This window comes from Mangrovicoccus ximenensis (assembly GCF_003056725.1).
GTDB classification, from domain to species: domain Bacteria; phylum Pseudomonadota; class Alphaproteobacteria; order Rhodobacterales; family Rhodobacteraceae; genus Mangrovicoccus; species Mangrovicoccus ximenensis.
In genome coordinates this window covers 698,525-723,904 of sequence record NZ_QBKZ01000015.1, presented here as the reverse complement: position 1 = coordinate 723,904, position 25,380 = coordinate 698,525, and the positions used below count along the sequence as shown (strand labels likewise).

Here is a 25,380-nt window from a genome sequence, read left to right as displayed (position 1 = left end):
GGGATGAATGTGCCACTGGCGGACCGGGTTGCGCTGCCGCCGGGCAGAAGCGGCGACGGCGCGTGTCGGGGATGGCTGCCGGGGACCGGGCCACGGCTGCCATCAGCCTGCTGACCGCCGGGGCCGCCTGGCCGCTCGGCGCCTCCGCTGCGATCCTGCTTGCGGGCGTTCTGCTGTCGGGCTTCGCGCTGCCTTTCGACCTGTCGCTGGCGCCGCCGTCGAAATCTGCCGGTCCCGGCCGCCGCATCTGGCCGGTCGCGCTGCAGGCGGCGGTGATCGTCGTGGTGATCGGGCTCTTCGCCGAAGTGCTGGGACCGCGCTGGAGCGCCGTTCTGACCAGCATTCCGGTCGCCATGATCACCGTCACGCTCGGCCTGAAATCGCGCGGCAACCCCGGCTGGGCCGCGACCTACCAATCGGCCCGGCTCGCCGTGCTGCCGCTCTTCGTCTATCTCGCCACCGTCGCGCTCGCGGCCCCCCGCTGGGGGGGCATCCCGGCAGCCGCCTTCGCGCTCCTGCCCTCCGCCGCTGCCGCCGTCGCCGCGACCTCTCTCCGCCACCGCCTGTTCCCGAGGACTCCCGCATGACCTCCGAGACCGATCCGGCCATCGCCGATCCGATCGCCTTCCAGCTCTTCCGCCATGCCATCACCGGCATTGCCAACGAGATGGCGCTGACCATCTTCCGCACCGCCTATTCCGGCGTGCTGAAGAACATCATGGACTACTCCACCGCCATCTGCGACCGCGAGGGCCGCCTTGCGGCGCAGGGCCTGTCGCTGCCGGGGCACCTGTGCTCGATCCCCGTCGCGCTCAAGGCGACGCTTGCCGCGATGAACGAGCCCGTGGCCGAGGGCGACGTGCTGGTGATGAACGACCCCTATTCGGGCGGCATGCACCTGCCGGACATCTTCACCTTCAAGCCGGTCTTCGTCGCGGGCGAGGTCGTCGCCTATGCCTGCGCCGTCTGCCACCATACCGATGTCGGCGGCCGCGTGGCCGGCTCGAACGCCTCGGACAGCACCGAGATCTTCCAGGAAGGCATCCGCATCCCGCCCTTGAAGCTCTACCGCAAGGGCGAGGTCGACCGCACGCTGATGGCGATGCTGGAATCGAATGTCCGCATGCCCGACCGGCTGCGCGGCGACCTGCGCGGCCAGCTCGCCGCCTGCCGCATTGCCGAGCAGGGGGTGCAGGCGCTGGCGAAGACGGAAGGCGCGGAGGCCTTCGTCGGCAAGCTCGACGAGCTGATGAGCTATTCCGAGATCCTCACCCGCAACGGCATCCGCAACCTGCCCGACGGCGAGTTCACCTTCACCGACTATATCGACGATGACGGCATCGATGTCGGCAAGCCGATCCCGCTGGTCTGCACCGTGCGGAAGTCGGGCGAGAAGCTGGTGATGGACTGGACCGGCACCTCCCCGCAGGTGAAGGGCGCGATCAACAACACCTTCAGCTACACGGCGGCCGCCAGCTACACGGCGGTCAAGACCGTGCTCGGCGACGGCGCGCCCAACAATGACGGCGTGTTCCGCGCCATCGAGGTGATCGCCCCCGAAGGCACCATCGCCAATGCCGTCATGCCGGCCGCCTGCGCCGCGCGCGGCCTGACCGGGTTCCGCATGGCCGATTGCGCCTTCGGGGCGATGGCAGGATTGGCGCCGGGCCGGGTGCTGGCCTGTTCCGACGGCGGCAACACCAACGTGTCGATCGGCGGCTATGACGGCGACCGCAAGCCCTTCATCTTCGTCGATTTCGTCTCTGCCGCCTGGGGCGCGCGGCCGTGGAAGGACGGGCTCGAAGGCAACACGACGCTTTTCGCCAATATGGCCAGCTATTCGACCGAGACCGTGGAATCCGAGAACCCGGTGCTGATCACCGTCAACGAGTTCGTCGATGACAGCGCAGGCGCCGGCAAGTTCCGCGGCGGCGTGGCGATGCGGCGCGACTACATGCTGCTCGAAGACGAGGCGGTGCTGTCGGTGCGCGCCGACCGCCAGGCCTTCCGCCCCTGGGGGCTGGAGGGCGGCCATGACGGCGCGCCGGGCGTGAACGTGATGAACCCCGACGGCGCGGCGGAAAAGCTGGTCAGCAAGTTCACCATGGCGATGAGGAAGGGCGACGTGCTCAGCCATTGCCTGCCCTCAGGCGGCGGCTACGGCAACCCGCTGGAGCGCGATCCGCAGGCGGTGGCCGAGGACTGGCTCGACGATTTCGTCTCCACCGAAACCGCGCGCGACATCTACGGCGTGATCCTGACGGCCGAAGGCGCCGTCGACCTGCCCGCGACGCAGGCGCGCCGCGCCGAACTTGCCGCCTGAGGACCGAGGACAGACCATGACCGAGACCGCAAAATCCCGCCTCGCCATCGATATCGGCGGCACCTTCACCGACTTCATCCTCGAGGACGCGGGCGGAGAGCTGCACAGCTTCAAGACGCTGACCACGCATGAGGACTACACCCGCGCCATCGGCACGGGCATCGACCGGCTGCTTTCCGTCGCGGGCGTGGCCCCGGCGGAGGTCGGACAAGTGCTGCATGCCACGACCCTGGGGTCGAACACCCTGCTGGAACGCACCGGGGCCAAGACCGGGCTGATCACCACCAAGGGCTTCCGCGACGTGCTGGAGATCCGCGACCTGCGCATGCCGCGGCTCTATGACCAGGACTGGGACAAGCCCGAGACGCTGGTCCGCCGCCGCTGGCGCCGCGTCGCCGAAGGCCGCATGCTGGCCGACGGGACCGAGATGGCGCCGCTTTCCGAGAACGACATCCGCGAGGCGGTGGCGTTCCTCAAGGCGGGTGGCATCACCTCGGTCGCGGTCTGCCTGATCAACAGCTACGCCAATCCGGCGCATGAAATCCGGGCGGGCGAGATCATCCGCGAGCTCTGGCCCGAGGTGCACCTGTCGCTCTCCCACGAGCTGCTGCCCGAGGAAGGCGAGTACCCCCGCACCTCGACTTGCGTGATCAATGCCTATGTCCAGCCGGTCTTCAAGGACTACATCGCCCGGCTGAAGGGCCTGATCGCGGGCCGGGGCATCGCCGCGCCCTTGTTTTTCATGCAGTCGAATGGCGGGCTCACTCCGGCCGAGACCGCCGCGGAGCAGCCGATCCACATCATCGAAAGCGGCCCGGCTGCGGGTGTCGTCGGCGCCTCGATCCTCGGGGCGGCCACCGGCACCGAGACCATGATCACGCTCGACATCGGCGGCACGACGGCCAAGGCGGCGCTGGTGCAGGACGGGCGGCCCGGCATGGCGACGGAGTTCCAGGTCGGCGGCCATGTGCTCCAGACCGAGCGGCTGCTCTCGGGCGGCGGCTTCTCGCTGCGCGTCCCGGCCATCGACCTGGCCGCCTTCAGGACCTCAAAGCCAAATGCGATTCCCCTGAGGGTCGAGCGGCCGTTCTGCGGCGCGCTGCATAGCAGCATTCCCAGGTCGCGAATGGCCGGTCTGAAGAAAGGCGCATTGATCTTGGGCGCGACACCCTATGTTCCTGGTCGGCCGCTTTCTGCGCTCTTCGCCCTTACGGTGGCGCTATCGCGACCGGCCGGACTGGGGCGACCCATCCAGGGCGGCGCCGATCAAGCTCCACCCGCCGTGACCGCTTGCGCAGTGACACCACCTGGCTCCGCCGCAGTGCCGCAAGTCCCCTTCTCCTGGCGATCGCGCGGGACGCTTCGAACTCGGCACCCGCGCGAAAGGCCGGAAAGGGCTACCTCGGGCGCCTGGGGCATCAGGCGCGACCGCCAGGTTCAGCCCCTCATCCCGGCATGATGACATCCAATGACCTATCGTTGAGAACGGCGCCGCGGCCAGGCTTCCTCGCTGCCGCAAGGCCGGTGAGAGCCCTTCCACGACACTGGCTCTGGTCCGTCGTGAAAGGGCAGCTCCGGGTATTGGTCACCCGGAAATCTCTATCCCGATCTTGCCCAGATGGGCCTTTTCAAGGAAGGCCTCCTGGGCGGCGCGCAACTCGTGCAGCGGGTGACGCCCAGCGAGCACCGGACGTATCTCGCCTGCCTCGATGTAGTCCACCAAGTCGGCGAAGACCTCTGGATCCTGTCGGGTGCTTCCGACGAGTGCCAGGTCTTTCAGGTACAGAGTCCGCAGGTCGAGCTCGACGATCGGCCCGGCGATAGCGCCCGAGGTCACGTAGCGGCCTTTCGGCACCAGCGCATCCAGCAACACGGGCCAACGCGGCCCGCCAACCAGGTCGAGCACCACGTCAAAGGCGTTCTCGGGAAGCGGCTCGTTGCGATGGATCGTGACATCGGCCCCGAGCTCTTTGAGTGCCTCCATCTTCGCCGGGCTGGTGACGGCCGTGACATGTGCGCCGCGGCGTTTGGCGAGCTGCACGGCGGCCGAGCCGACACCGCCCGAGGCCCCCGTGACCAGCACCCGCTCCGCCCCCACGGACGCGCGCTGGATCATTCCCTCGGCGGTCGAGAAGGCGCAAGGAAAGGACGCAAGTTCGATATCAGAGTGCGCGCTGTCGATCCTCAGGGCGTGCTCGGACCCGACGGTCGTGTATTCTGCAAATGCTCCGTCGCGCTCGGAGCCGAAGGTCACGAGTGCATCGGGGCCCGCCCCCTCCGGGCGGTGCATCGGTCGCACGAGGACCCGGTCCCCAATGCGTGCGGCGTCCACGCCCTCGCCGACCGCGACGATCCTGCCGCAGCAATCGGCGCCCTGGATGCGCGGAAAACTCAGCGCTCCGGACCATGCACCGTCGGCAACTGATGCGCCGCCATATCCTTCCGCGGCCGCCGAGTTCGTGTCGCCCCGAACGGACTTGGAATACCAGCCCGTCCGGGTGTTCACGTCGGTATTGTTCACGGATGAGGCACCGACCCGGATCAGCACCTCTCCTGCGAGCGGCTGCGGAACCGGCACATCGTCGCGCCATTCCAGCTTCCCGAGACCGCCATGTCCGGTAAGGACGACGGCTTTCATTCTTGTCGGCAGTGTCATCGAAGGTCTCCAATGTAGAATGATCACTCTACTTGCGTAGGTAGAGAGATCATTCTACATCGTCAACCATGGCAGACATGACGAGCAAGATATCCGCCGGGCTCGAGCGAGCCTTCGCCGCCCGCGGCTTCGCGGAGCCCTCCGTCGAGGATTTGAGAGATGCCGCTGGCGTGAGCCTGCGCACGCTTTACAAGTATGTCCCCTCCCGGGCTGACATGGTTCTCGCGGCACTGGAGAACCGGCATCAGCGCTACCTGTCGCGTATCTTCGACGGCTTGCCGGACGTTCCCGAAGACGCAACGGATGAAATTTTCGCCAGGGTCGGCAGCTGGATGGCGACCGAGACATCGCATGGCTGCCTGTTTCATGCCGCCGTGGCGGCCGACCCGAACAGCGCCCGCCTCCGCGCGCTTCTCGAGCGGCACAAGGCCGAGGTCGCATCCAGAGCAGCCGCCGCAACCGGCCTCGCTGCTGCCGAGACCGAATTGCTCGTCATCATCGAGGGCTTGACCCAGGCATGGCCAATATGCGGCGAGGCAGCCGCCGAGGCCGCCAAGCGGTTGGGGCATGCGCTTCGGATATCGCTCGGATAGCTATCGCCGCACAGGTTCGCGCAGAATGAAGCGCACTGCCGCGCTTTGGCTCCCGGNCAGCGACGTTGAACGCCTGATTGTCCGCACCTCGGCCGACCATCATGCCGCGACGGCTGCGGCGAGGGTCGACCGGCCGCAACGGGGAGCGCCGACCCGATCGGCCCCGACGATGCTCCGACCGTCGCGACCGGCCAATATCGCAGATTCACCCGTTTGGCTCCGCCGCAGCGCCGCAGGTCAGCTTCTCCTGGCCGTTTGCACCGGGCTCTTCGAGCAAGGTGCCGACGCGAGCGGCCGAAAAGGACGGGCTCAGGGCGCCGCCGCACCAGAGAACGAGCGGCCGCTAAAGGCTGCCTCTGATCGGCCCTGCGCCCGGTACGGATCTCAAATTAGGGCTGCGCGGAACCCACCGCTTGGCAAGGTCGAGCAGCAGGTTCCTTTTCACCCTAGCCTGGCAAGGTGACTTTGGGGGCTCGTTCAGACCTATGGCCGCATCCAGCACATCCGCCATTTCCGCTGCAGGAGGATCGCCTATAGGGGCCGAAACTACCTGCTCCGGAGACGATCTACATGCGCTGGCTCCCGGCCGTCCTGACCACGCTCACCCTGCTTTCCGCCTGCGAGGCNGCCGCAACTGACTGCCCCGGATGCCGCCTACGCCCCGTATCCCGGAAGCGCCCAGTTCGCCGGCTGGTCCGGCGCTGACGACGGATGCGGCAACAAGCGGGCCGAGATCCTTCGCACGTCTTCCACCGTGCNCGGTAACCTATGACCGCGAGGACAGCCGCTGCACCGTGGACACCGGGCGCTGGCTCGACCCCTATACGGGCCGGACCTATACGGATGACGACGACATCGACATCGACCACGTCATTCCGAAGAAATGGGCGTGGGAACACGGGGCCTGGCGCTGGTCGCCCGAGATGCGGAGCCGCTTCGCGAATGACAACCAGAACCTGCTGGCCGTCGACGATTCCGCGAACCAGAGCAAGAGCGACAAGGGCCCCGACGAATGGATGCCGCCGCTGGCCTCCTATAGCTGCGATTACATCACCCTCTTCGTCGCGCTGGTGGCCAAGTACGAGCTGCAGCTGTCGCCCGCGGAGGACGGCACCTACAACCGGATCGAGGAAGAAAGCTGCCGCGACAGTGATCCTCTCGGATAGCGCCCTCCGGCACCCGCTGCGGGGCACCTGGCAGGTCCCAGCTGCGGATTCCGGAGCATCCGGTCGCTCGTTCCAGGGACATCAGGTCACCCTGGAAGACAGCCGCTGAGCTCTTCTCCTTGATGTCGTCCGAGGCAGAACCGGTCAATCGTTCCGGCTCCTGCGAGACGGCAGCCGCGCGCGTCGCCGTGCGCGTGCCATGACGCTGGCCGTGGCGGCGGGCCGGGCGCCGATCACGATGTTCCCCCTTCCTCCCCCGAACCGCGCGCCTTGCGCAGCGACCGGCCGTCGAGCGCAGGCGATGAGCGTTGTGGATTGAGCCATTGCGTCGCCATGTGTTCGAGACCAATGGCGAACCTGGTCGAGAGTGGCCTCGGCCAAGGCGGGCTCGTCGACGACGTCGTGCCAAGCCTCGACCGGCAGTTGGCTGGCGATGTCGGCGGAGCCGGTGCCGTAGCGGTCCTCGACGACTGTCATGAGGTCCCGCTGCTGCCCAGCCGTCAGGCCGGCGGGGCCCCAGACCGCGCGGCGACAGGCAGGGGCTGTCTCCGAGCCGGTCTCGCGACCGCCCGCAAGCGCCCGCCCCCCGGGGACGCCCCCGCCCCTCCCGGGCGATGCCGAACGGCAACCTCTCTCGGAGGCGGAGTTCCGCGGTCAATGCGACAGGAACTTGGTGTCCCCGTCCGCCACCGGCGTTTCGGTGAAATCCTCCTCCTCCGGGATGCGCCCGAAGGCGATCTTGGCGCCGACATAGCCGCCCGGGATCTCCTCCTGCAGCCCGAAGGACAGCGCCTTCGCGCCGTGCGACCGCCGCAGATCATCGAGAAGCTCGCTGACCTTCTCCCATTTCGCCCGCGTCGCGTCGGTCTCGCCCGCGCCCGTCGGGTCCAGCGCGCCGCCGAAGAGGTCGCCGGTGATCTCGTCCTCGCCCTTCAGCCCGTGGATCACGACGCTGACGGCGCGCGGCGGGAACCGCACGGCCGCGCGCGCCGCCGACAGTCCTTCGGACAGCGATCATCAGGGCAACCCGGATGTGGATCTCGGCGGTCTGGCGATCGGGGTCCCTTGACGAGATCCGTTCGCCGAAGGACTTCAGGTTTCTCATCCGGGCTTCGATCCTGCTCCGGACATGGTAGCCGGACCACTTCTTCCAGAGTGAGACGGAACCGTGGCGCCAGTGGCGCCGCGAAAGTCCGGCGAACGCGACCGAGGCGCCTGGTCGCCCGCAGGATGTCGTTTCTGGCGATCGCTGCCGGGCAGTCCCCCTTCCAGAGGCGTCCGTTTCTGCGGATGGGAATGACCGCCGTGCCGCCGCGCGCCAGGATCGCCGAGTGGCACCGGCGGGTGTCGAAGGCGCCATCGCCGGTGACAGTGCCGATCTCCTCGCCGTCCGGGATCTGGTTGAGAAGCTCTGGCAGAACCGGGCTGCCGCCCTCGCGGCTGGAGGTGAACTCCACCGCCCGGATGTCGCCGGTCGCCGTGTCCATCGCCAGATGGACCTTGCGTTGCTGGCGGCGGCGGTGGGTGCCATGCGTCCTCGCCAGCCACTCGCCGTCGCCCAGGAGGTGGTGACGGTCGAGGCCAGCAGCGGCATGGCGAGGCGGCGGACCGCGTCGCCCACCGCACGTTCGCGCCCCATGCCGCGGGCCAGCCGCTGGCGCACCTCGTCGGTCATGACGATGGCGGCATCGACCAGGAGACCCAGCGCCACGATCAGCCCGGTGACCGACATCTGGTGCAGCGGCAGGCCGATCAGGTTCATCGAGGCGAGCGTGGCGAGGCTGACCAGCGGCAGCACTAGCCCGACGATCAGCGCGGCGCGGACGCCCAGCGTGACCAGGAGCACCGCCACCACCAGCGCGACGCCGATCCCCATGTTCTTCGCGACCTCGGCCAGCCGCTCGGCGGTATAGCCCGACTGGTCGAAGATCAGCTCGGCATCCAGCGAGGCGGGCAGCGCGGCATTGAAGCTTGCGAGATCGTCCGTCAGCCGGTCCATCCAGACGTCGACCTGCAGCCCGTCCTCCAGCCGCGCGGCGACCAGAACGGCCGGGTTGCCGCCCGACAGCGCATAGCTGCTGCCGGGGTCCCGCGGGCCGCGGCTGACCGCGGCGATCTCGCCCAGCCGCGTGACATGGCGGTGATGGCGGCCACCGATGACGGCGCCGCCGCTTTCGGCGATGCCGATGCCGAAGCCGATCCCGAAGCGGTCTGGGGCGCGCTCTGGCAGGCCGGGGCGCGGGTGCTGTCCACCGGACGGGCAGATGCCTTCCTGCGCTGGCGCGCGCGGCGGGTCGCGGCCTGACGCCTTATTGCCACCCGCGCCCCGCCAAGGCATGACTGGGGGAGATACAGGCAGAGAAGGACCCTCCCCACGTGCCCCTGACCCGAGACGAAGAGAGCTTCCTCATCGACATCGTGCGCGAAGCGGCGCGGCAGCACATCCTGCCCCGCTTCCGGGCCTTGCCCGAAGATGCGATCGCCTCCAAGACCGCCGATGACGATCTGGTGACGATTGCCGACCAGCAGGCCGAGAAGCACATCGCCGCGGCGCTCGCGGGCGGCGCGCTCGGCGAGGTTCTGGTGGTCGGCGAGGAAGCGGTCGAGGAAGACCCGGGCCTGCCCGGGCGCATTCCGGGCGCGGCCCGCGCGGTGATCGTCGATCCGGTGGACGGGACCTGGAACTTCGCCCACGGGCTGGCGAATTTCGGCGTGATCGTCGCGGTGGTCGAGGAGGGCGAGACGGTGTTCTCGCTGCTCTACGACCCGGTGGTGGATGACTGGATCCTGGCGCGCAAGGGCGGCGGCACCTGGTTCTGCCGTCCCGATGCCGAGCCGCGCCGCCTGACGATGCCGGTGCATCCGTCGCCCGCGACGGGCGGCTTCCTGCCGCTGCGGCTGTTTCCGCTTGCCGACCAGCCGCGGCTGGCGGCCGAGGGGGGCTCGCCCGGCCGGCAGGCGATTTGCGGACCAGACCGGCGAGACGCTTCGGGGATGTGCGGCGGCATCGCGCCTGGGATCACGCCGCCCCGTCAACCGGCCAGATCACGTCGAGCGCGCTGCGGGCGATGCGCCACCGGCCGTCCACGCGGACATAGTCGTCGGCATAGCGGCCGAGCAGCAGGACGGGATGCTGCGCGCCGGGCCGGTCGGTGACGAGATCCAGCAGGTAGCAGCTGCCGGTGGCGGTATCCGGGCCGGTCAGGGTGATCTCGTGATTGGCAATGGCGTGGACAAAGGGGAAATGCCCGCGCTTCTGCGTGTCGAACGCCTCGTAGGCGGCGGCCAAGCCCGCCTTGATCTCGCCGAGCCCCGTCATCGCGCCGACGGTCACGGCGACCTCGGCGTCTTCCGTGAAGACCTCGCCCATCCGCCCGGCTTCGCCGCCGTCCAGAAGGGCACTGTACAGCAGCCGCAGGGCGCGGATCTCCTCTCGGTCGAGCAGCGCGGCGATGCGGTCCTCGCGGGCGGCGGCGATCGGGGTCATCTCAGTCATCGGTCTTGCCTTTCTCTTCGTCCCAAGTGGGGAAATCGGTGTAGCCAGCCGCGCCCGCACCGCCGTAGAAGGCCTCGCGCGACGGGGTGTTGACCGGCCAGCCGTTCTGCATCCGCTCGACCAGGTCCGGGTTGGCAATGAAGGGCTTGCCGAAGGCGATCAGATCGAGCGCGCCGTCCTTCAGCGCCTGTTCGGCGGTCTCCCGGGTGAAGCCGCCCGCGGCGATCAGCGTGCCGGTGAAGGTCTTGCAGAACTGCGACGGGAAGCCCGCGGGCATCGCCTCGCCGCCGATGGTCAGCTGGTCGCTGAGATGGACATAGGCGGGTCGGCGCGCCTCCAGCGCCTCGGCCACGGCCAGCCAGGTCTCGGCCTCGCCGTCATAGCCCTGCATCCCCGACAGCCGCCCGAAGGGCGAGATGCGGACCCCGGTGCGGTCCATGCTGATCTCGGCGGCCACCGCGTCGATGGTCTCCAGAAGGAAGCGCAGCCGGTTCTCGATGCTGCCGCCATAGCGGTCGGTCCGCTGGTTCGAATTCGCATTCAGGAACTGCTCGAAGAGGTAGCTGTTGGCGCCGTGGATCTCGACCCCGTCGAAGCCCGCGCGGATCGCCCGCCTTGCGGCCGCGACGAAATCGGCGGTGACGCGGGCGACCTCCTCGGTGTCCAGAGCGCGGGGCGTGCTGGCGGGCTGCTGGCCCGGCTGGCCATCGGGGTCCATGGCGAAGGAAAACGCGCCTTCGCCGCGCTGCGCGCTGGCCGAAACGGGTGCCGCGCCGCCCGGCTGCAGCGAGACATGCGAGACGCGGCCGACATGCCAGAGCTGAACGAAGATGCGCCCGCCGCGGTCATGCACGGCCTGCGTGACCTTGGCCCAGCCGGCCTCCTGTTCGCCGGTCCAGATGCCCGGCGTGTAGAGATAGCCGTTGCCTTCCTGGCTGACCGGCGCGCCTTCGGTGATGATCAGCCCGGCGCTGGCGCGCTGCGCGTAATAGAGCGCGGTGTGGGCGTCCGGCACGCCGGCCGTCGCGCGCGAGCGGGTCATCGGCGCCATGACGGCGCGGTTCGGCAGGGTCAGCCCTGCAAGGTCGTAGGGGGTGAAAAGCTGGGACATGGGAGGAACCTTCGGTCAGGCGAGGGAGGGAAAGCGCGGCAGCACGTACAGGACAAGCTCGGACGGCAGATCCGGGACGCGGAAGGAGAGGTCGATGCCAGCCGCACCAAGGGCAATGCTGCGCGTCTTGGCGGTCTTGCTCTGATCAATGGGCATGGGCTGAGAGGTCAACGGTCGTTCCTTTCAAGGCCGCAATCTATTGATCCCGTCAGAAAAGATAATATGGTCTCCGTTCCAATCATTCCTTCCTGGGGTTCCAATATGCCCGAGACCGCCGACCCCTTTGCCGGAGTGCGCGAATTCGTTGAGACCATGCGAAGCGGATCCTTTACCGCTGCGGGTGCGCAGCTGGGGCTGACCGGATCGGCCGTGGGCAAGAGCGTGAGCCGGCTCGAGGCCCGGCTGGGCACCAAGCTGCTGCACCGCACCACGCGGCGGCTGTCGCTGACCCCTGAGGGACAACGGTATTTCGACGGCTGGGTCGCGATCCTGTCGGATGTGCAAGGGCTGGAAAATTCGGTGACCGAGGGCAGCGGGCGGATTTCGGGACGGCTGAATATCCATCTGCCCGCCGCCTTCGGGCGTCGCCATGTGATGCCGGTGCTGACCCGGCTTGCCGCGGAACATCCGGCGCTCGACCTTGCGGTCAGTTTCACCGAACGGCGCGTGAACCTGATCGAGGACGGCGTGGACCTGGTGGTGCGCATCGGCACGCTGGCGGATGATCCCGATCTCGTCGCGCGCAACCTCGGGCGGCAGCGGCTGGTGATCTGTGCCAGCCCCGACTACCTCGCCGCCCACGGCACGCCGGGCGCGCCGGCGGCGCTGACCGAACACGACTGCATCATCGGAAGCCGGCGTGAAGGCGTGCCCGCCTCCTGGCTGATGCGCCAGCCCGACGGAACTGTCAGCACACAGCTGATCCGGGCCCGGCACGAGTTGACCGACGGCGACGCCATGCTTGAGGCGACCCTGGCAGGCGCAGGCGTATCGCAGCTTCCGACCTGGCTCGTGAGCAGCGCCCTCGGCACGGGCGCTTTGATTCCAGTCCTGGAGCGTTTCTCCGGGGCCGAAATGCCGATCCACGCCGTCTGGCCGCGCTCGCGCTACCTCAAACCCGGACAACGCGCCCTGATCGACGCGTTGGTGGCAGATGCCACACGGGCAGACTCCGTCTATTGGCTCTGACTTCGCCACCGGCCGCCTCCAATTCTGGAATCTGACGCCGGACTGATCGTACAAATCGCAGGGTTATAGTTTTCGGGAGGGGGAATATCCTCGCTCCCGAAGCAAAACAGACCCGCAACCAACGCCCCATCACGACGCCCCCCGCCATCTCCCGCAACAGCGCGAGGTGACGAGGATCCTGTTGCCTTCGCGGCGACGGGACATGAGCCCCGCAAGGACATATCCGGTGCCCCATCCATCGCAATCACGCGCCCTTCCGCACGACGGGGAGGAAACGCCCCTCGACGCCGTTTTCGGAAGCGGCGGGATGACAGTCGGCCTCATCACGCCGCTCGAAGCCTATGCCGACAGCCCGATCCCCACGCTCGATGGCCATGCCGAGGCAGCCCGTCGTGCCGAAGACGCGGGATTTTCCAGCATCTGGCTGCGGGACGTTCCCTTCTTCGATCCGAAATTCGGCGATGCGGCCCAGATCCTCGATCCCTTCGTCTATGCGGGCTTCCTGGCCTCGCAGACCCGCGACATCGCAATCGGCACCGCCGGGATCGTGCTGCCGCTGCGCGAACCCATCTCGGTGGCCAAGCAGGCCGCCTCGGTCGACATGCTGTCGCGCGGACGGTTCATCCTCGGACTGTCCTCGGGCGACCGTCCGGCGGAATACCCGGCCTTCGGCATCGATTTCGGCAAGCGGGCCGAGCGGTTCCGCGAGGCGTTCAGCCTCGTCCGCAAGCTGCATGGCGAAGGGTTTCCGAAAGGAAAGACCAAAGGGTTCGGCACGCTGCGCGGCGATCTGGACCTGCTGCCCAAGCCGCTGGACGACAGGCTGCCGATGATCGCGGTCGGACGGGCCGGACAGACGGTGCCGTGGATCGCGAAAAATGCCGATGCGTGGATCTGGACGGTGGATGACCCGAAATCGGTCGGGAAAATCCTCGCCGACCTCAAGGCCGCCTCCGGCAAGCGCCGCCCGCCGCCCTACGGCTATTCGACCTTCCTCGATCTCGACCGCAACCCCGATGCCCCGGCGCAGCGCCGGCACAACGTGCTGCGCATCGGCCGCAAGGCGCTGCTGGAGCGGCTGCAAAGCCAGGCGGCCCTGGGCGTGCGGCACGTCGCGTTCAACCTGCGTCCCTCGCGGCGCCCTGCCGAACGCATCATCGACGAAATGGGCGAGCACATCCTGCCCGAACTTGCCCGGACTTCCCCGAAAGGAGCAAGGAAATGATCATCGAGCAACACGCTGACGGCCAGGACCGCGAGACGCTGCTGTCGCTGACCGACCGGCTCGCGGCCGCCTGGTCCGGCGACGGCGGAGCGGACATGCGATGGCTGGCCGCGGATGCCCGGCTGGAAAGCAACCTGCACGGCCAGCTGCAGGGCGCGCAGGAGATCGCGGCCGCGCTCGCGGGCGACAGCCGGCAGGGGAGCTGCACCATCCGCACGAGCAACCGCTATGCCGCCAGCCGCGGCGAGAGCGGCGTGGCGAGCTTCTATGCCTATGGGCTGCTGCAGACCCGCAGCCACGCGCCGCAGGCGCTGCTGTTCGGCGCGACCGTCGTGCTGCGCTTTCTCCGCGCCGGAGACGGCAGCTGGCAAGTCGTGCATCTCCGGATCTCCAGCAGCTGGATGCGCGGGACCGAGCGGCTAGCCGCCCACTGGCTCCTGCCTCCGAGCGACGCGGGCTGGCAGGTGGGCGACCAGCCCCCGGTCCTGGTCAGCGAAATCGACTCGCCCTGGGCGCTGCAGCCTCCCGGGCCGCCCCCCAGCGATCTGCACGCGGCGATCTCCGAGCTTTACAGCCGCTATTCCTTCGCCATCGACCAGGGCGACATCACCCTGCTGATCGGCAGCTACACCGAAGACATCGCGGGCGGGTTTGCCCCGATGGGCCAGTTCGAAGGCCGCCATGCGGTGATCGGCCAGCTACGCAGCTTCCGGCGGCACTGGCCCTGGATGCAGCACTTTGCGGACCTCGTCCGCGTCGAAGCCGAACCCGATGGCCGCCACGCGCGCGCCATCGTCGGGCGGATCGTGCCCGACCAGCCCTTCACCCCCGAAGGCAAGCCACACTACGGCGCGCATTACCAGCTGCGCGCGCGGCTGGAGGATGACGGCCAGTGGCGATTCTGCTGGACCGATTACCGCCCCGGCTGGTTCGGCACAGATGCGGTTCCCGCCTTCGACATCGGCCGCAGCACCGCCTGACCGGCCCTCTTCCCCTCCTGCCGCCCGTCACCGCCCCTGCAGGCAGGCGGCCAACTCATTCCGAAAGGATATCCCATGCGACTGAGCATCCTCGATTACGCACCCGTCGACGAAGGCCTCGAGGCGCAGGACGCGCTCGAAGCTTCGCTGCGGCTGGCCCGGACCGCCGACGCCGCCGGTCTCCACCGCTACTGGTTCTCCGAACACCACGGCATGCCCGCCATGGTCAGCAGCGCCCCCGAGATCATGATGGCGCGGACCGCCGCCGCCACCAGCACCATCCGGCTCGGATCGGGCGGCGTGCTCCTGCCCAATCACAGCAGCTTCAAGATTGCCGAGAATTTCCAGCTGCTCGAGGCGATGTTCCCGGGACGCATCGATCTGGGCTTCGGCCGGGCGCCGGGCGCGGACCAGCGGGTCAATGGCGCGCTCAACGACGAGAAAAGCGATCAGCTGCCCTATGGCCACAAGGTTGCGGACCTGCTGGGCTTTCTCAGCGGACAGCACCATGGCGGAACCCGCCATGCCGGGCTGAAGGCCCTGCCGGACACCGCGCGCCCGCCGCAGACCTTCGTGCTCGGCGCCTCCGGCTCCACGGCAGAGATCGCGGCGCAGGCGGGGCTTGGCTTCACCTTCGCGCATTTCATCAATCCCGGCCCGCGGGGCGCCGAAGCCGCAGCGGCCTATCGCGCCGCCTTCCGGCCTTCGGCCTTCGGCGACACGCCTTCGGTGGTCGTCGCGGTCTTCGCCGCCGTGGGCGAAACGGAGGCCGAAGCGGCGGCTTTTGCCGATGCCTTCCATCTCTGGCTGTCCCATGCGGAGAGCACCCGACCCTTCAACCGGCTCCCCTCCCTCGAGACCGCGCGCACCCATGCCCGGAGCAGCCATGAGACGGCCGTGCGCCAGCGCAACGAAGGACGGCTGATTTCCGGCACGGCCGAAAGCGTCGCGGCGCAGCTGCAAGACCTGGGCCGTGCCTACGGGACGGACGAGGTCATGGTGAACCTGATGATGCCGGGCGAAGCCGCCCGGCAGAAGGCCCTGACCAGCCTGGCGCAGGCGCTTGCCCTCGCGCCGCAGGCCGTGCCCGCCTGATCTCCGCACACCTGTCCCGGCCCGAGAGGGGCCGGGACGCCCCCATCTGAAAGGACCCCGGCCCATGACCCCGCTTCCCGGACGGCTGCGCCAGCAGCATGACGCGCTGCATCTTTCCCATCGCTGGTTTGCCTTCTTCGAGGCACCGGGCAGCGCCCTGGCGCCGCACCTGGAGATCTTCGCCCCGCAGGTCCGGCTGAGTGGCCATCAGGGCCGCCACCTCTTCGCCGATGACCTGCAGAGCCTCGCGGACTGGTTTGGCACCGTGCCGGACGAGCGCAGCTCGCATCACATCCTGCATGCGACCTTCGGGCCCGCCCCCGCAGGCCAGTCGCAGCTGCACATGCTCGTGGCCTATCAGGCAGCTCGGCCCGAGGGGGTGCAGGGTGCGATCATCCGTTACGAGACCCGCCTGTCCCATGGACCCGAGGGCGCGCGGTTCCTCGCCCTCGACAAGACGCCGATCCTGCCCGACACCTGCCCGACCTTCAGCCCCTCCTGGGCAGCGAACCGCGTGCTGGCGCTGGCCCATGCGGCCTTGGCCGAACGACCCGGCAGCGACGCTCGCCTGCGCAAGGCGCTCGGCAGTACAGCAGGACAGATGCGGGTGCAGGCGGATGCGGCCGAGGGCAGTCCGTGTTACCAGGCCATGCTGAGCGCGAGCGACCCGGATGCAGAGATTGGGCGCAACCTGCTGCTCCAACTTGAAGATGATGCCGCGGCTCCGCTGCCGCAGCTGTGCAGCATCGTTCCGGCAGACGCCCATTCCGGAGGCCACGTCTGAACCGCCGCTCCTCTTGGCGCTCCCGCGGCTGCCATCGACCGGAGCTGCCTGTCCGGATCCGACGGATCGCGCCGGCCCCTCAGCCCCTCCCCCTGCCAAGGCATCAAACACCGCGCGCAACGGCTGCGGCCTTGAACTCTGCCCAAGCGGTTTCCGACCTGATTAGCCAGGGCGCGCCACCCTTCGGGGCATGAGGAGGACCAAGAAACGATCCGGAGGGATCGTTCCACGGGCGATTGAACCCCGATCCTCTCGCCGTGGCTGAACGCGGAACGCGGGGTCCGCTCCATCGCCTGCCACAGGAAGGCCGCGTCCGCCACGCGCCTCGGAGTTGCCAGCGGCAGCGCCACCGGTCCGGGTCCGTTGGCCGGCGAAACCGGCGAAGCGCTGGTGCGACAGCTCTGCGCTGACGATGTAACCGCCCCCCGACGGCATCACTGTGCCAAGATGGGATCGCAACAATCCGAATTGGGAGGCGGTCATGTCGGAGATTGTCACGGCCGGGCTCGATCCGCTGACCGGCAGGCGAATGCAGAGCAATTGCCGGGAGGTTGGCGAAGAATGCGGTCCAGGTCCATGGCGCTGACGCCAGGGGCCCTGGGCCCGGCGGAACCATAATTCGACGGCAATCGTTCGACGGGCTTGCACGACACCGCTGGCGCCACGGTCCCGTCTCGCTTCGGCGCCGGCTGAGCGTGGATAAGCCGGGGACCGGCCACTCCAGCCCTGCCCTCCCGACGATGCCGAAAACCATTCCGGTCGTTTGCCTGAGCGGCAGCCCGAAGAGCACCTTCGCCATCAGGCAGACCTGGATGGCGGCATCGGAGAACATTGGCGGAGTCCCCGGCTTGCCTGCCTTCGGGGCGGGCAACCCCTTGTCGTGGTCAGCCGGACCAGCAGAGACCCGCGCCGCTTCGGCGCGTTCGCCGTGGCGCTCGGACCACCCGCGCAGCCACGGCTGACTGCAGAATTTCCAGTTGGCGNCTGCGGCAGAAGTCAGGCCCNGGGCTTCGCCNATGCAANAGCCATTAACNCTGCCGGATTCCCGGGATGTATCCCGATCCTCGGAGAGTTTCGCAACAATGGCGGGCCGATAGCCCATCTCGGGCCATCATCCGCGGCGGTCAGGACATGGTTGCCGACCGGCCGCCTGCGGCAATTTGCAGAACGCCTTGCGGCCCATCACAGGCTGCCCGGCACCGAAGCCAGGCTTTGCCGACGTCGCCCTGGCTCCTGCCTTGATGCTCGGCGAGGGCCAGCCAACTATGCCAGCTCGCCCAAGAGATCGGCGCGCACGACCCGCCGGGCAAAAGCTGCCATCCCGGCAGATCCCGACGCCCGGTCCTTCACATGGATGCAGATATCAGGACGGAGCCCGGCGATCACGCCGATCAACTCCCCTCTCAACCGGTCTTCGAGTCCCGCGCCCATCACGACGGCAGCGATCCCGGGTTCATTTTCAAGTTGAGCTTGCACTTCTTCGCGATTGTGGGCTCCGAGCCACTGGACGGGCAGGTCGTCCAGTTCCTGGGCCACCGTTTCCACCACCGCCGGCAAGCGTCCTACAAGCAATACGACTGGTCTCATCTCGTGTCCTCCCGAGTCCAACCCGATCAATGCGTTCTGCGAACGCCGCGCGCAGAACGCAGAGTCGAGGATACCACATTCTCCGGGGATCGTCGCTGCTTCGGCACGGGCCGTTGCGCCCCGTTTGCGCCGCTGCCGGGCCCGCCATGCGTGCAGCGGCCAGTCAAGGGAAGCGGACTTGCGGCGCCGCGGCGGAGGCCATGCGGGCTATCTCCACAAGTGGCCGGTCCCTTTCATGTGCCGCCATCCGGCGAGGCGGCACAGGTCCTTTTCCCCGCGCCCCAAACAAATCATGACGGGAGGCCGGAGACGTCCTTGGCGTCCTCGACTGCGGCAGCGCGCAAGCGCCGCCGGCGCAGGGGCTAGGCGTCGCTGTCCTCAGCTCCGTCGTCCTGCGCATATTTCCGGCCGATTGCCGTGAGCGCGCCGCGGAGGCCCCGCAGGCCGCGGCCGGCCTCCTTCCGCACGCCGCTGGTCCTCGCTTCGATCCGCAACCGGTTTCTCTGCGTGTCGAGCGCCGCGCCGATGAGGCTGTCGATGCGGGACCGGAGGCGGTCGAGGTTCCAGTCGGGCTCGGTGAGCACGACGGGAATCGTGTTGGCGGTGACGCCCGGATCGGCGAGGTCCTGCTGCACGGCCGAGACGGCCGCAGTGACGCGTTCCAATGCATCCGGCGCGAGGTGGCCTTCGGGGAAGGGCCAGGCGGGAAGCAGCTCGTCGATGCAGGACACGGCCACCACCACCGGCGGCATCCGGCGGCGCGGATCCTCCGAAACGATCTCGCGCAGCATGGCGATGGCGGTGCGGTCGATGTCCCGCGCCGGCCGGTTGGCGCGGACGGTCCAGATGACGAGGTCGGCGCGCGCCAGTTCCGCGGCGACCGTCCGGGCCAGCCGGGACGAGCCGTCGAGCCCCGGCATGTCGAGCAGCATCGTCTCCACCCCGTCGAAGCCGGTGGGATAGGCCGTCGGCGCCTCGGTGGTCGGGATCACGTCGACTTCGGCCAGGCCGGCGCCGAGCAGCGCATTGACGAGGCTCGACTTGCCGGCGCTGATCTGGCCGGCAACGGCGATGCGCAGCGGCATGTCGCTGGCCGCCAGCCGTGCCCGGTCGAGATCGCTGGCGGCGAGGCCGAGATCGAGCAGCTCGGAATCGGAGAAGCGCAGCCGCCCGGAATAAAGCTCGACGGCGGAGGCCGCGACCTCCTCCAGCAGCAGCCCCTGCAGGATGGCGGTGCCTTCGCTGGTGATGAAGGAGGAATGGCCCTCGGCGATGGCACCCTCGATCTCGCGCAGGACGGCGGTGGGCAGGGACTTGACGGCGCGGATCACCCGCCAGGCGTTCCAGCCGTGCTTCGTGACCTTCCGTGCCAGGTCGCGGCGGTTCCAGAGCCAGAGCAGGGTGCGCAGCGAGATGCTGTCCGAGAAGGGAACCTTGTTGCGGATATCCGAGCGCAGGCGCACCGCGACCCGGTCGATGAGCAGCAGGGCCTCGGGAACGGTGAAGTCGAGCAGTCCCTTGTCGCCCTTTCCCGAGGCCTCCGCGACCCGCCGCACGACTTCCTGCGCGACCGGCTGCAGGTCCTCCCAGGGCAAGGGGCTCGCGGTCTTCTCCTCGATGAATGCCTGGGCCGCAGCGAAGGCACCTGCCTCGCGCTCGCTCCAGGAGGGATCGATCCGCGCATGCAGCTGCCCGGGCCTGTGCGCAGGCGGGCTCTGGCGGCTGCGCATCCAGATCCGCAGGAGGCGGATGAGCGCGACCAGCCCGCCGAGCGAGATCGAAGCCACGATGAACGCGACGAGCCAGCCGTGCTCGATCATCCAGGCGAAACCGGCGAGCATCGCCGCCAGGAAGGGCATCGCAAGGGCGGCCGCGGCGAGCAGGCGGTCCCATCGCAGGAAGGCCGGGCGGAGGCGCTCAGCCAGCTTCATCCGAAGACCTCCTGAAGGCGCGCTGGTACACCCTGCGCAGCTCTTCTTCGCTGGGCGGGCTGCCCTGCGCGCTGCCGAACAGGAAATAGGCTGCGGCCCGGCCGAGCGCGTAGGTGGAGGCGAAGCTGATCGCGCCCGCGGTGGCGGCCCCCACTGTCTGACCGTAGACCGGGATCAGCTTGGCCAGTTCGCGCAGGCCGAAATTCGCCGCGTATCGCGCGCCGATGCCGAGCCCCATGGTGCCGAGAAAGGCCGCGCCGACCTTGCGGTCCCATGTCACCCCGTAGCGCCGCCCCAGCTCGTGCAGCATCTTGAGCTGCGTCGCGGGCACCGTGACCATGCCGACCACCGGTGCGAGATCGCCGGTGAGCGCAACCCCGGCATAGGACAGGACGCAGCGCTTGTGCTTCTGGAATTCGAGATACTCGGCGTCGCCGCTGCGGGATTTCTCGAGAACGAGGCCCACGGCCGGAAGCACCTCGAGCAGCTGCTGCCGCAGCGCATCGAGCCCCGCAGCATCGGTGGCCCGGCCCGGCTCCAGCGACAGGATGGCCCGGGGCAGGTCCCGTCCGGCGGCCCGGTTCATCCGGGCGGCGATGGTCCGTTCCGCGCGCGCGCGGGCATCATGGCCGGACACGAGGTCCCTGCCCGTCAGCACGAGGATGGCGCGCCTCCGCCGGTCCGCCCGGACAATGTCCGCCAAGGCATCGGCAACTGCGCCCTGCACGGGATCGTCGAGCCGGCAGACAACCAGCAGCACGTGGCTGCGGTCGCGGCAGGCCGCGATATCCTCTGCCGGATCATAGCCTGCCTCGCCCAGGCCCCGCGTGTCGAGGAAGCGCAGGAGCGGCTCCCCGGCGGGGAAATCATAGCTGCGCGCCGAGCGCGTGCAGGGCTGGAAACCGTTGCCGATCTCGGCATCGGATTTGCCGGTCAGCGCGCAGATCAGGGAGGACTTTCCCGCGCCGGTCTTGCCGAGGAGCCAGACGACGGGCAGCACGGCATCGCCCGTCCCTTCGGGCGGCGGATGTTTGGAGCGTGTGAATATCCGGTTCCGCATCTTGTGTCCGATCTGTGGCCAGCCTCCTCCGCCCTTGGAGAAACTTCGGTCAAAAAGCCGCCCAGTTCAACAGGATCGACCGGCTGGTCCGGACGCCCGGTCCGCAGGCCCGCGATATCGACAGCGCTCCCGCCGAGCCGAGCGGGGTCCGCGGCACATCGGCGGACAGCATCCTGCTTGCGTCCGCCGGTGCCGGTCGCGTGTCCTGCCGGATGCCGCCCTCCGGGTCGCGCCAGCGCCAGCGCCAGCGTGTGCGGTTGCAGGCCAAGCTCGGCACGGGTGCCCGCCGCCATCGCATCGCCGGCGAACTCCACGAGTTTCCGGCGATCGGGAGCGGAGGCCATTCGTCCCGTCCGTCCGCCGGCCCGTCGCATGGCTCCGGGCATTCCGTGCTCCGTGGCTCCGCCCGTCCGATCCCCGGGGACTCCGCCGGTTCCCTCCTCAAACAGTCCGCCGGGGCAGTTTGCCTCCTGCAGAGGACCGGAGCGTCCCCCGCCGGACGATTTGCCGCTTTCGCGGACCGGATCGAACTCCATGGGACGGCCCGATCCGGCTCTGCCGGGGCGCGCTCCCCCAGATCGCCGCCGCCCTTGTTCTCGGGACCAGGTGCGCCGCAGCCTGCGCCAACGCCTTCCCCTTGCGCACGGGTTCCCGCCCTCCCGGCAGGCAGGCGGTCCCCCGGACTGCCTGCGCGTACGCCTCATCGCCGGATCCGTTCCCTGTCGTCCTTGTGCTGCGGGCTTTCGCGGCGCCGCTGGCGCCACGGTCCCAGTCATTGGCCCGTTCGCAGAAGTCCCGCCAGAACGCGAGCTGCGCGGAAAAGATACCGCGGCGGCTGCAAGCTTGCCCCGCGACGTCCAGCCGTCGGCATTCGCGTCGGCTTTCGGCAACAGCTTGCCCTTCGCCCGCGTCCCCGCGATACCGCTTCCTCAACCGCAAGGCGGTTCAAGGGCATTCGCCGTCGTCCATCGGGCTCGGGCCGGTGGCGCCGCGATGGGCAACGCGCCCGGACCAATGGCGCGACAGGGCCCACTGTTCGGCGGCAGCATCTTCGCGGGAACCGCCGCCTTCCGTTCCGGTGGATACCCCGATCGCCATCCTGTCCCGCCCGTCCGCCCAAATGCATGGTTTCAGATTGCAGGCCGGTGACAACGCCCCTGACAGAGGGAGCGGGCGCATCACGCGACCGCCCGAGATGCGGCTCTGGCCGCCCTGCGGCGCTGCGGAAACCTGACCGTGGTCTCCGTTCCCGCCGCAGGAGCGGAGCACCGGAAGTTGCGGCAAGCCCGGGGCGCAGATAGCATGAAGCGGCCAGCCCGGCCGGATGAACCGTCCCGCGACGCGGTGCAGGCGCAGGGCTTTCCGGAGGAAGCAGATGTCGAGCGCCTTGACCGGACTCTGGCCGGAGATATCGGTCTGGCTGCTCCTCGCGGCGGCCTTGGCCCTCGGCTGGGCGGGACGGCGGGCGGCGGCGATGCCGCTCTTGGCCGCAGCACTGGTTTCCGGCTGGTGGTTCGGATTTCTGGAGGCGTCGGCCATCCTGCTCTTCGCGGCCTGCCTGGCGGCAGCCTCCGGACTTCCGGCCATTCCGGCCAGGTGCCGTCCGGCGGGACATGCCGCGCTGATCCTCGCCTGCCTCGCCTTCAGCCTCGGGCTTGTCCCCGGGCTCGAAAGGCTGCCCGTCGCGGCGGATGTCCTCACCGGCCCGCAGAGCGTACCCTTCAGCTACAGCCTCGGGGCGGGCAAGGCGCTCGCCTTCTTCCTGCTGCTCTTCGCGCTGCCCGACCTCCTGGCCCGGCCGCAGAAACCCGATGCCATGCGGACCGCGGCGGCCGCTCTCCTGCTGGCCGCCCTGTTTGCCGCCGCCCTCGCCGCCGGGACGATCCGCTGGGAGCTCTCCGTGCCGGGCTGGCTGCCGGTCTTCATCCTCGGCAATCTCCTGCTGACCTGCCTGCCGGAAGAGGCGTTCTTCCGCGGCTATATCCAGCGCGGCCTGTCGGACCGGTTCGGCAACTGGCCCGCGCTGGCCGCCTCCGCCGCGCTCTTCGGCCTGGCGCATGTCGGCGGCGGCCCCATGCTCGTGCTCGCCGCGGGCCTGGCGGGACTGGCCTACGGGACGGCCTTCCGGTTCGGCGGCGGGCTTGGCTGCGCCATCCTGTTCCATTTCGGCTTCAATCTCGCCCATCTGGTGCTCTTCACCTATCCGGCGGCAGCCCGCTGACTCCCCGCGGGCCTGTCCCGGCGTCACACGAATCAGCATTTGCCTCCGCGTGCCGGAGCCTGCACCCTGTTCCAAACGGCGCAGCCTGATCCGCGGAGCACCCCATGACCGACCTTCGTTTTCCCTTCCGTTTCCTATGCGCGGGCGTCGCGCTCCTCCTGACAACGGTGCAGCCAATGGCAGAAGACAGGACCCTGACCGGCACGGTCACCTATCGCGAACGCATCGCGCTGCCGCCGGATGCGCGGGTCGAAGTCGAGCTGCTGGATGTCTCGCGCGCCGATGCGCCGGCGCTGGCCATCGCCGAGACCGGTTTCGTGCCCGAAACGCAGGTGCCGATCGCCTTCTCGCTGGACTATGACAGCCGGGAGATCGACGCGCGCCACAGCTACGCGCTGCGCGCGCGCATCCTGCGGGGCGACGAGGTCCTGTTCCGGACGGTCCAGCATCACGGGGTCCTCACCCGCGGCGAGAACAGCACCGAGATCATGCTCGAACGCGCCGCGGTCCCGCCGGAGACCCCCGCCGGGCGCTGGCTGGCGGAGGATATCGGCGGCGGCGGCGTGGCCGACCGGGTGCAAACGGTTCTGGAGCTCGGACCGGACGGCACGGTCTCCGGATCGGGCGGCTGCAATGCCCTATCCGGCAGGGCGGAGCTGTCGGGGGCGGAGCTGACCTTCGGACCGTTGGCGGCGACGCGGAAGCTATGCCCGCCCGCCATCATGGATCAGGAGGGGAAATTCCTCGCTGCCCTGGCCGAGACGCGCTCCTGGAAGATGGATCCGGAACGGGGCAAACTCCTCCTGCTCGACGGGACAGGCCGGACGGTGGCAGTGTTTTCGCGGGACTGACCCGCCGAGGCCCGGAACGCGGCCGTTCCGGGCCAGTTCCCCGGGATCAGCCGCAGGCGCCCGAGGATCACGGCAAGGCCGTCTCCCTCGGCAAGGCCGGGGCCGGAGAGCAAGGCCAGCAGGAACGGCAGCCCGGCCATCGCCGCGCCGATCCGCACCAGCAGTGCCGCGATCGCCAGCGCCGCCAATGCCGAGACCGCCCAGTGCAGCCGCACGACGATCAGCTTGCGGCGGCGCCGCACTACCGGCCAGACCTTGTCGAGGCTCTTGCGCAGCTTGTCCGCAGGCGCCTCGATCCGTTCCAGCTGGGAGGGCAGACAGGATTCCCTGGCACCGCGGATCATACGGGCGCCGCCGAGGAGCCCCTCTGCTGCCGCCCATGTCCCTGCGAACTTGCTGGTACGCACTCCTGCCGCGTTGACCGATGCCGCGGATGTCCATCTGCATGACCATGTTCAATCTCGACGCAGACCGCGTTCCGAAATTGCGGCACCTGCATGGTTTTTGTGCGCAGGTGCAGCATCTTGTCGGTTCACGGGCGATTTGCTTCGGCAGAAACATGCCCGGTGCTTAACTGATTTCCGAGGCGGAGCATTCCGCTGTGGCAGGCCCTGCCGCCTCGTCAGGAATGGCGCGGCCCAAGCCGGGGCCGGACGCATTCCGAGCTGCACGCCAGGGGAAAGAGCCAGACCATGCTTATGACCACGGAAACGCCGACATTCGTCCAGGTGACCGAGATCTGGGTCCCAGACGGCGACATGCTGAAACACGCGGGCGGCAACTACGCCGGGAAGGACGGCTTCGCGGGCACCTCCGCAACGACGAACTTCGCCAAGGGCGAGGGCCTGCCGGGCAAGGCCTGGGCCGAAGGGCGTCCCGTCGTGCTCAAGGGTTTCGACGGCTCGTATTTCCTGCGCGCCGAGGCGGCGGCGGAGGCCGGGCTGACGGCCGCCGTCGCGATCCCGGTCTTCGACGGCGAGACGCTCAAGGCCGTGCTCGTCGTGCTCTGCAGCGACGACGCCGAACACATGGGCGCGATCGAGGTCTGGGAGGACAAGGGGGGCGTCCTCGTCCTGAACGATGGCTATTACGGCGCGGCGCAGGAATTCGAGT

The 25,380-nt window shown here is 68.9% G+C and carries 21 protein-coding genes and 6 pseudogenes; 14 read left to right on the top strand and 13 right to left on the bottom strand.

The window, feature by feature from the left end; translation table 11 throughout:
- Window positions 1–62: 62 nt before the first annotated feature.
- Genes C7T91_RS19535 through C7T91_RS19525 form a run of 3 tightly spaced genes read left to right on the top strand, consistent with a single transcriptional unit; the run spans window position 63 to window position 3,782 of the window.
- Window positions 63–587 (top strand): hypothetical protein, encoded by a 525-nt coding sequence (locus tag C7T91_RS19535; RefSeq protein WP_145962949.1) that lies wholly within the window; start codon window positions 63–65, stop codon window positions 585–587.
- A complete protein-coding gene (locus C7T91_RS19530; protein ID WP_108260673.1) occupies window positions 584–2,323 on the top strand; it encodes a hydantoinase B/oxoprolinase family protein in 1,740 nt (579 codons plus the stop codon). The genes C7T91_RS19535 and C7T91_RS19530 overlap by 4 nt, the downstream gene beginning before the upstream one ends.
- Window positions 2,324–2,339: 16 nt before the next feature.
- A complete protein-coding gene (locus tag C7T91_RS19525; protein WP_108260672.1) occupies window positions 2,340–3,782 on the top strand; it encodes a hydantoinase/oxoprolinase N-terminal domain-containing protein in 1,443 nt (480 codons plus the stop codon).
- A gap of 126 nt (window positions 3,783–3,908) precedes the next feature.
- Here C7T91_RS19525 and C7T91_RS19520 read toward each other — a convergent pair whose 3' ends face one another.
- Complete coding sequence (locus tag C7T91_RS19520; RefSeq protein WP_108260671.1) at window positions 3,909–4,979, bottom strand: alcohol dehydrogenase family protein; 1,071 nt, start codon at window positions 4,977–4,979, stop codon at window positions 3,909–3,911.
- A 68-nt stretch (window positions 4,980–5,047) separates the two neighbouring features.
- On the opposite strand from C7T91_RS19520, the gene C7T91_RS19515 reads away from it, so the two are divergent.
- Together C7T91_RS19515 and C7T91_RS19510 are read left to right on the top strand one after the other, a co-directional pair.
- Window positions 5,048–5,572: a TetR/AcrR family transcriptional regulator gene (locus tag C7T91_RS19515; RefSeq protein ID WP_108260670.1), complete on the top strand. Its 525-nt coding sequence runs from the start codon at window positions 5,048–5,050 to the stop codon at window positions 5,570–5,572.
- A gap of 647 nt (window positions 5,573–6,219) precedes the next feature.
- Window positions 6,220–6,738, top strand: a complete 519-nt coding sequence (locus C7T91_RS19510) for an HNH endonuclease family protein (RefSeq protein WP_108260669.1) — start codon at window positions 6,220–6,222, stop codon at window positions 6,736–6,738.
- A 144-nt stretch (window positions 6,739–6,882) separates the two neighbouring features.
- Here the strand turns inward: C7T91_RS19510 and C7T91_RS19505 are convergent, their stop codons facing one another.
- The 4 genes and pseudogenes from C7T91_RS19505 to C7T91_RS19490 form a co-directional block, all read right to left on the bottom strand.
- The gene (locus C7T91_RS19505; protein ID WP_269102262.1) at window positions 6,883–7,242 is read right to left on the bottom strand and encodes an ATP-binding protein; all 360 of its coding nucleotides are present in this window, start codon (window positions 7,240–7,242) and stop codon (window positions 6,883–6,885) included.
- Between the two features lie 150 nt (window positions 7,243–7,392).
- Entirely contained in the window at window positions 7,393–7,716 is a 324-nt protein-coding gene (locus C7T91_RS19500) for an alpha/beta fold hydrolase domain-containing protein (protein WP_108260667.1), read from the bottom strand.
- A gap of 37 nt (window positions 7,717–7,753) precedes the next feature.
- Window positions 7,754–8,303: pseudogene (locus C7T91_RS19495) on the bottom strand (IS5 family transposase); the annotation flags it as partial.
- A 59-nt stretch (window positions 8,304–8,362) separates the two neighbouring features.
- Window positions 8,363–8,854, bottom strand: a pseudogene (locus C7T91_RS19490) (efflux RND transporter permease subunit); the annotation flags it as partial.
- 18 nt (window positions 8,855–8,872) lie between these two features.
- Here C7T91_RS19490 and C7T91_RS36255 point away from each other — a divergent pair.
- The gene (locus C7T91_RS36255; RefSeq protein WP_236638374.1) at window positions 8,873–9,043 is read left to right on the top strand and encodes a DUF4996 domain-containing protein; all 171 of its coding nucleotides are present in this window, start codon (window positions 8,873–8,875) and stop codon (window positions 9,041–9,043) included.
- A gap of 71 nt (window positions 9,044–9,114) precedes the next feature.
- Window positions 9,115–9,573 (top strand): annotated as a pseudogene (locus C7T91_RS36250) (inositol monophosphatase family protein); the annotation flags it as partial.
- Window positions 9,574–9,757: 184 nt separating this feature from the next.
- Here C7T91_RS36250 and C7T91_RS19480 read toward each other — a convergent pair.
- From C7T91_RS19480 to C7T91_RS32755, 3 genes are read right to left on the bottom strand one after another with little or no spacing between them, the layout of a single operon-like run.
- Window positions 9,758–10,234, bottom strand: coding sequence for a nuclear transport factor 2 family protein (locus tag C7T91_RS19480; protein ID WP_108260665.1), 477 nt, complete (start codon window positions 10,232–10,234; stop codon window positions 9,758–9,760).
- Window positions 10,227–11,345 (bottom strand): alkene reductase, encoded by a 1,119-nt coding sequence (locus C7T91_RS19475; RefSeq protein WP_108260664.1) that lies wholly within the window; start codon window positions 11,343–11,345, stop codon window positions 10,227–10,229. Before C7T91_RS19475 ends, C7T91_RS19480 begins: the two co-directional genes overlap by 8 nt.
- 15 nt (window positions 11,346–11,360) lie before the next feature.
- Window positions 11,361–11,516 (bottom strand): hypothetical protein, encoded by a 156-nt coding sequence (locus tag C7T91_RS32755; RefSeq protein ID WP_161556008.1) that lies wholly within the window; start codon window positions 11,514–11,516, stop codon window positions 11,361–11,363.
- Window positions 11,517–11,606: 90 nt separating this feature from the next.
- On the opposite strand from C7T91_RS32755, the gene C7T91_RS19470 reads away from it, so the two are divergent.
- From C7T91_RS19470 to C7T91_RS19450, 5 genes are all read left to right on the top strand, one after another.
- Window positions 11,607–12,533, top strand: coding sequence for a LysR family transcriptional regulator (locus C7T91_RS19470; protein WP_108260824.1), 927 nt, complete (start codon window positions 11,607–11,609; stop codon window positions 12,531–12,533).
- A 226-nt stretch (window positions 12,534–12,759) separates the two neighbouring features.
- Window positions 12,760–13,758 (top strand): LLM class oxidoreductase, encoded by a 999-nt coding sequence (locus tag C7T91_RS19465; RefSeq protein WP_269102231.1) that lies wholly within the window; start codon window positions 12,760–12,762, stop codon window positions 13,756–13,758.
- Window positions 13,755–14,738 (top strand): nuclear transport factor 2 family protein, encoded by a 984-nt coding sequence (locus C7T91_RS19460; RefSeq protein ID WP_108260662.1) that lies wholly within the window; start codon window positions 13,755–13,757, stop codon window positions 14,736–14,738. The genes C7T91_RS19465 and C7T91_RS19460 overlap by 4 nt, the downstream gene beginning before the upstream one ends.
- Window positions 14,739–14,813: 75 nt before the next feature.
- A complete protein-coding gene (locus C7T91_RS19455; RefSeq protein WP_108260661.1) occupies window positions 14,814–15,833 on the top strand; it encodes an MsnO8 family LLM class oxidoreductase in 1,020 nt (339 codons plus the stop codon).
- A gap of 64 nt (window positions 15,834–15,897) precedes the next feature.
- On the top strand, window positions 15,898–16,617 hold the full coding sequence (locus tag C7T91_RS19450) for a hypothetical protein (RefSeq protein WP_108260660.1): 720 nt from the start codon (window positions 15,898–15,900) through the stop codon (window positions 16,615–16,617).
- A 679-nt stretch (window positions 16,618–17,296) separates the two neighbouring features.
- Here the strand turns inward: C7T91_RS19450 and C7T91_RS19445 are convergent.
- The 4 genes and pseudogenes from C7T91_RS19445 to C7T91_RS19430 form a co-directional block, all read right to left on the bottom strand.
- A pseudogene (locus C7T91_RS19445) lies at window positions 17,297–17,541 on the bottom strand (transposase); the annotation flags it as partial.
- Between the two features lie 339 nt (window positions 17,542–17,880).
- On the bottom strand, window positions 17,881–18,204 hold the full coding sequence (locus tag C7T91_RS19440; protein WP_108260659.1) for a hypothetical protein: 324 nt from the start codon (window positions 18,202–18,204) through the stop codon (window positions 17,881–17,883).
- Between the two features lie 362 nt (window positions 18,205–18,566).
- A pseudogene (locus C7T91_RS39700) lies at window positions 18,567–19,319 on the bottom strand (GTPase family protein); the annotation flags it as partial.
- An 802-nt stretch (window positions 19,320–20,121) separates the two neighbouring features.
- Window positions 20,122–21,135, bottom strand: a complete 1,014-nt coding sequence (locus C7T91_RS19430) for a YcjF family protein (RefSeq protein WP_236638340.1) — start codon at window positions 21,133–21,135, stop codon at window positions 20,122–20,124.
- Between the two features lie 1,435 nt (window positions 21,136–22,570).
- Between C7T91_RS19430 and C7T91_RS19425 the strand changes: the two genes are divergently transcribed.
- Complete coding sequence (locus C7T91_RS19425; RefSeq protein ID WP_161556007.1) at window positions 22,571–23,416, top strand: CPBP family intramembrane glutamic endopeptidase; 846 nt, start codon at window positions 22,571–22,573, stop codon at window positions 23,414–23,416.
- 176 nt (window positions 23,417–23,592) lie between these two features.
- Window positions 23,593–24,267: a YbaY family lipoprotein gene (locus tag C7T91_RS19420; RefSeq protein WP_161556006.1), complete on the top strand. Its 675-nt coding sequence runs from the start codon at window positions 23,593–23,595 to the stop codon at window positions 24,265–24,267.
- Between the two features lie 68 nt (window positions 24,268–24,335).
- Here C7T91_RS19420 and C7T91_RS39695 read toward each other — a convergent pair.
- Window positions 24,336–24,674 (bottom strand): annotated as a pseudogene (locus tag C7T91_RS39695) (exopolysaccharide biosynthesis protein); the annotation flags it as partial.
- Window positions 24,675–25,380: the final 706 nt, after the last annotated feature.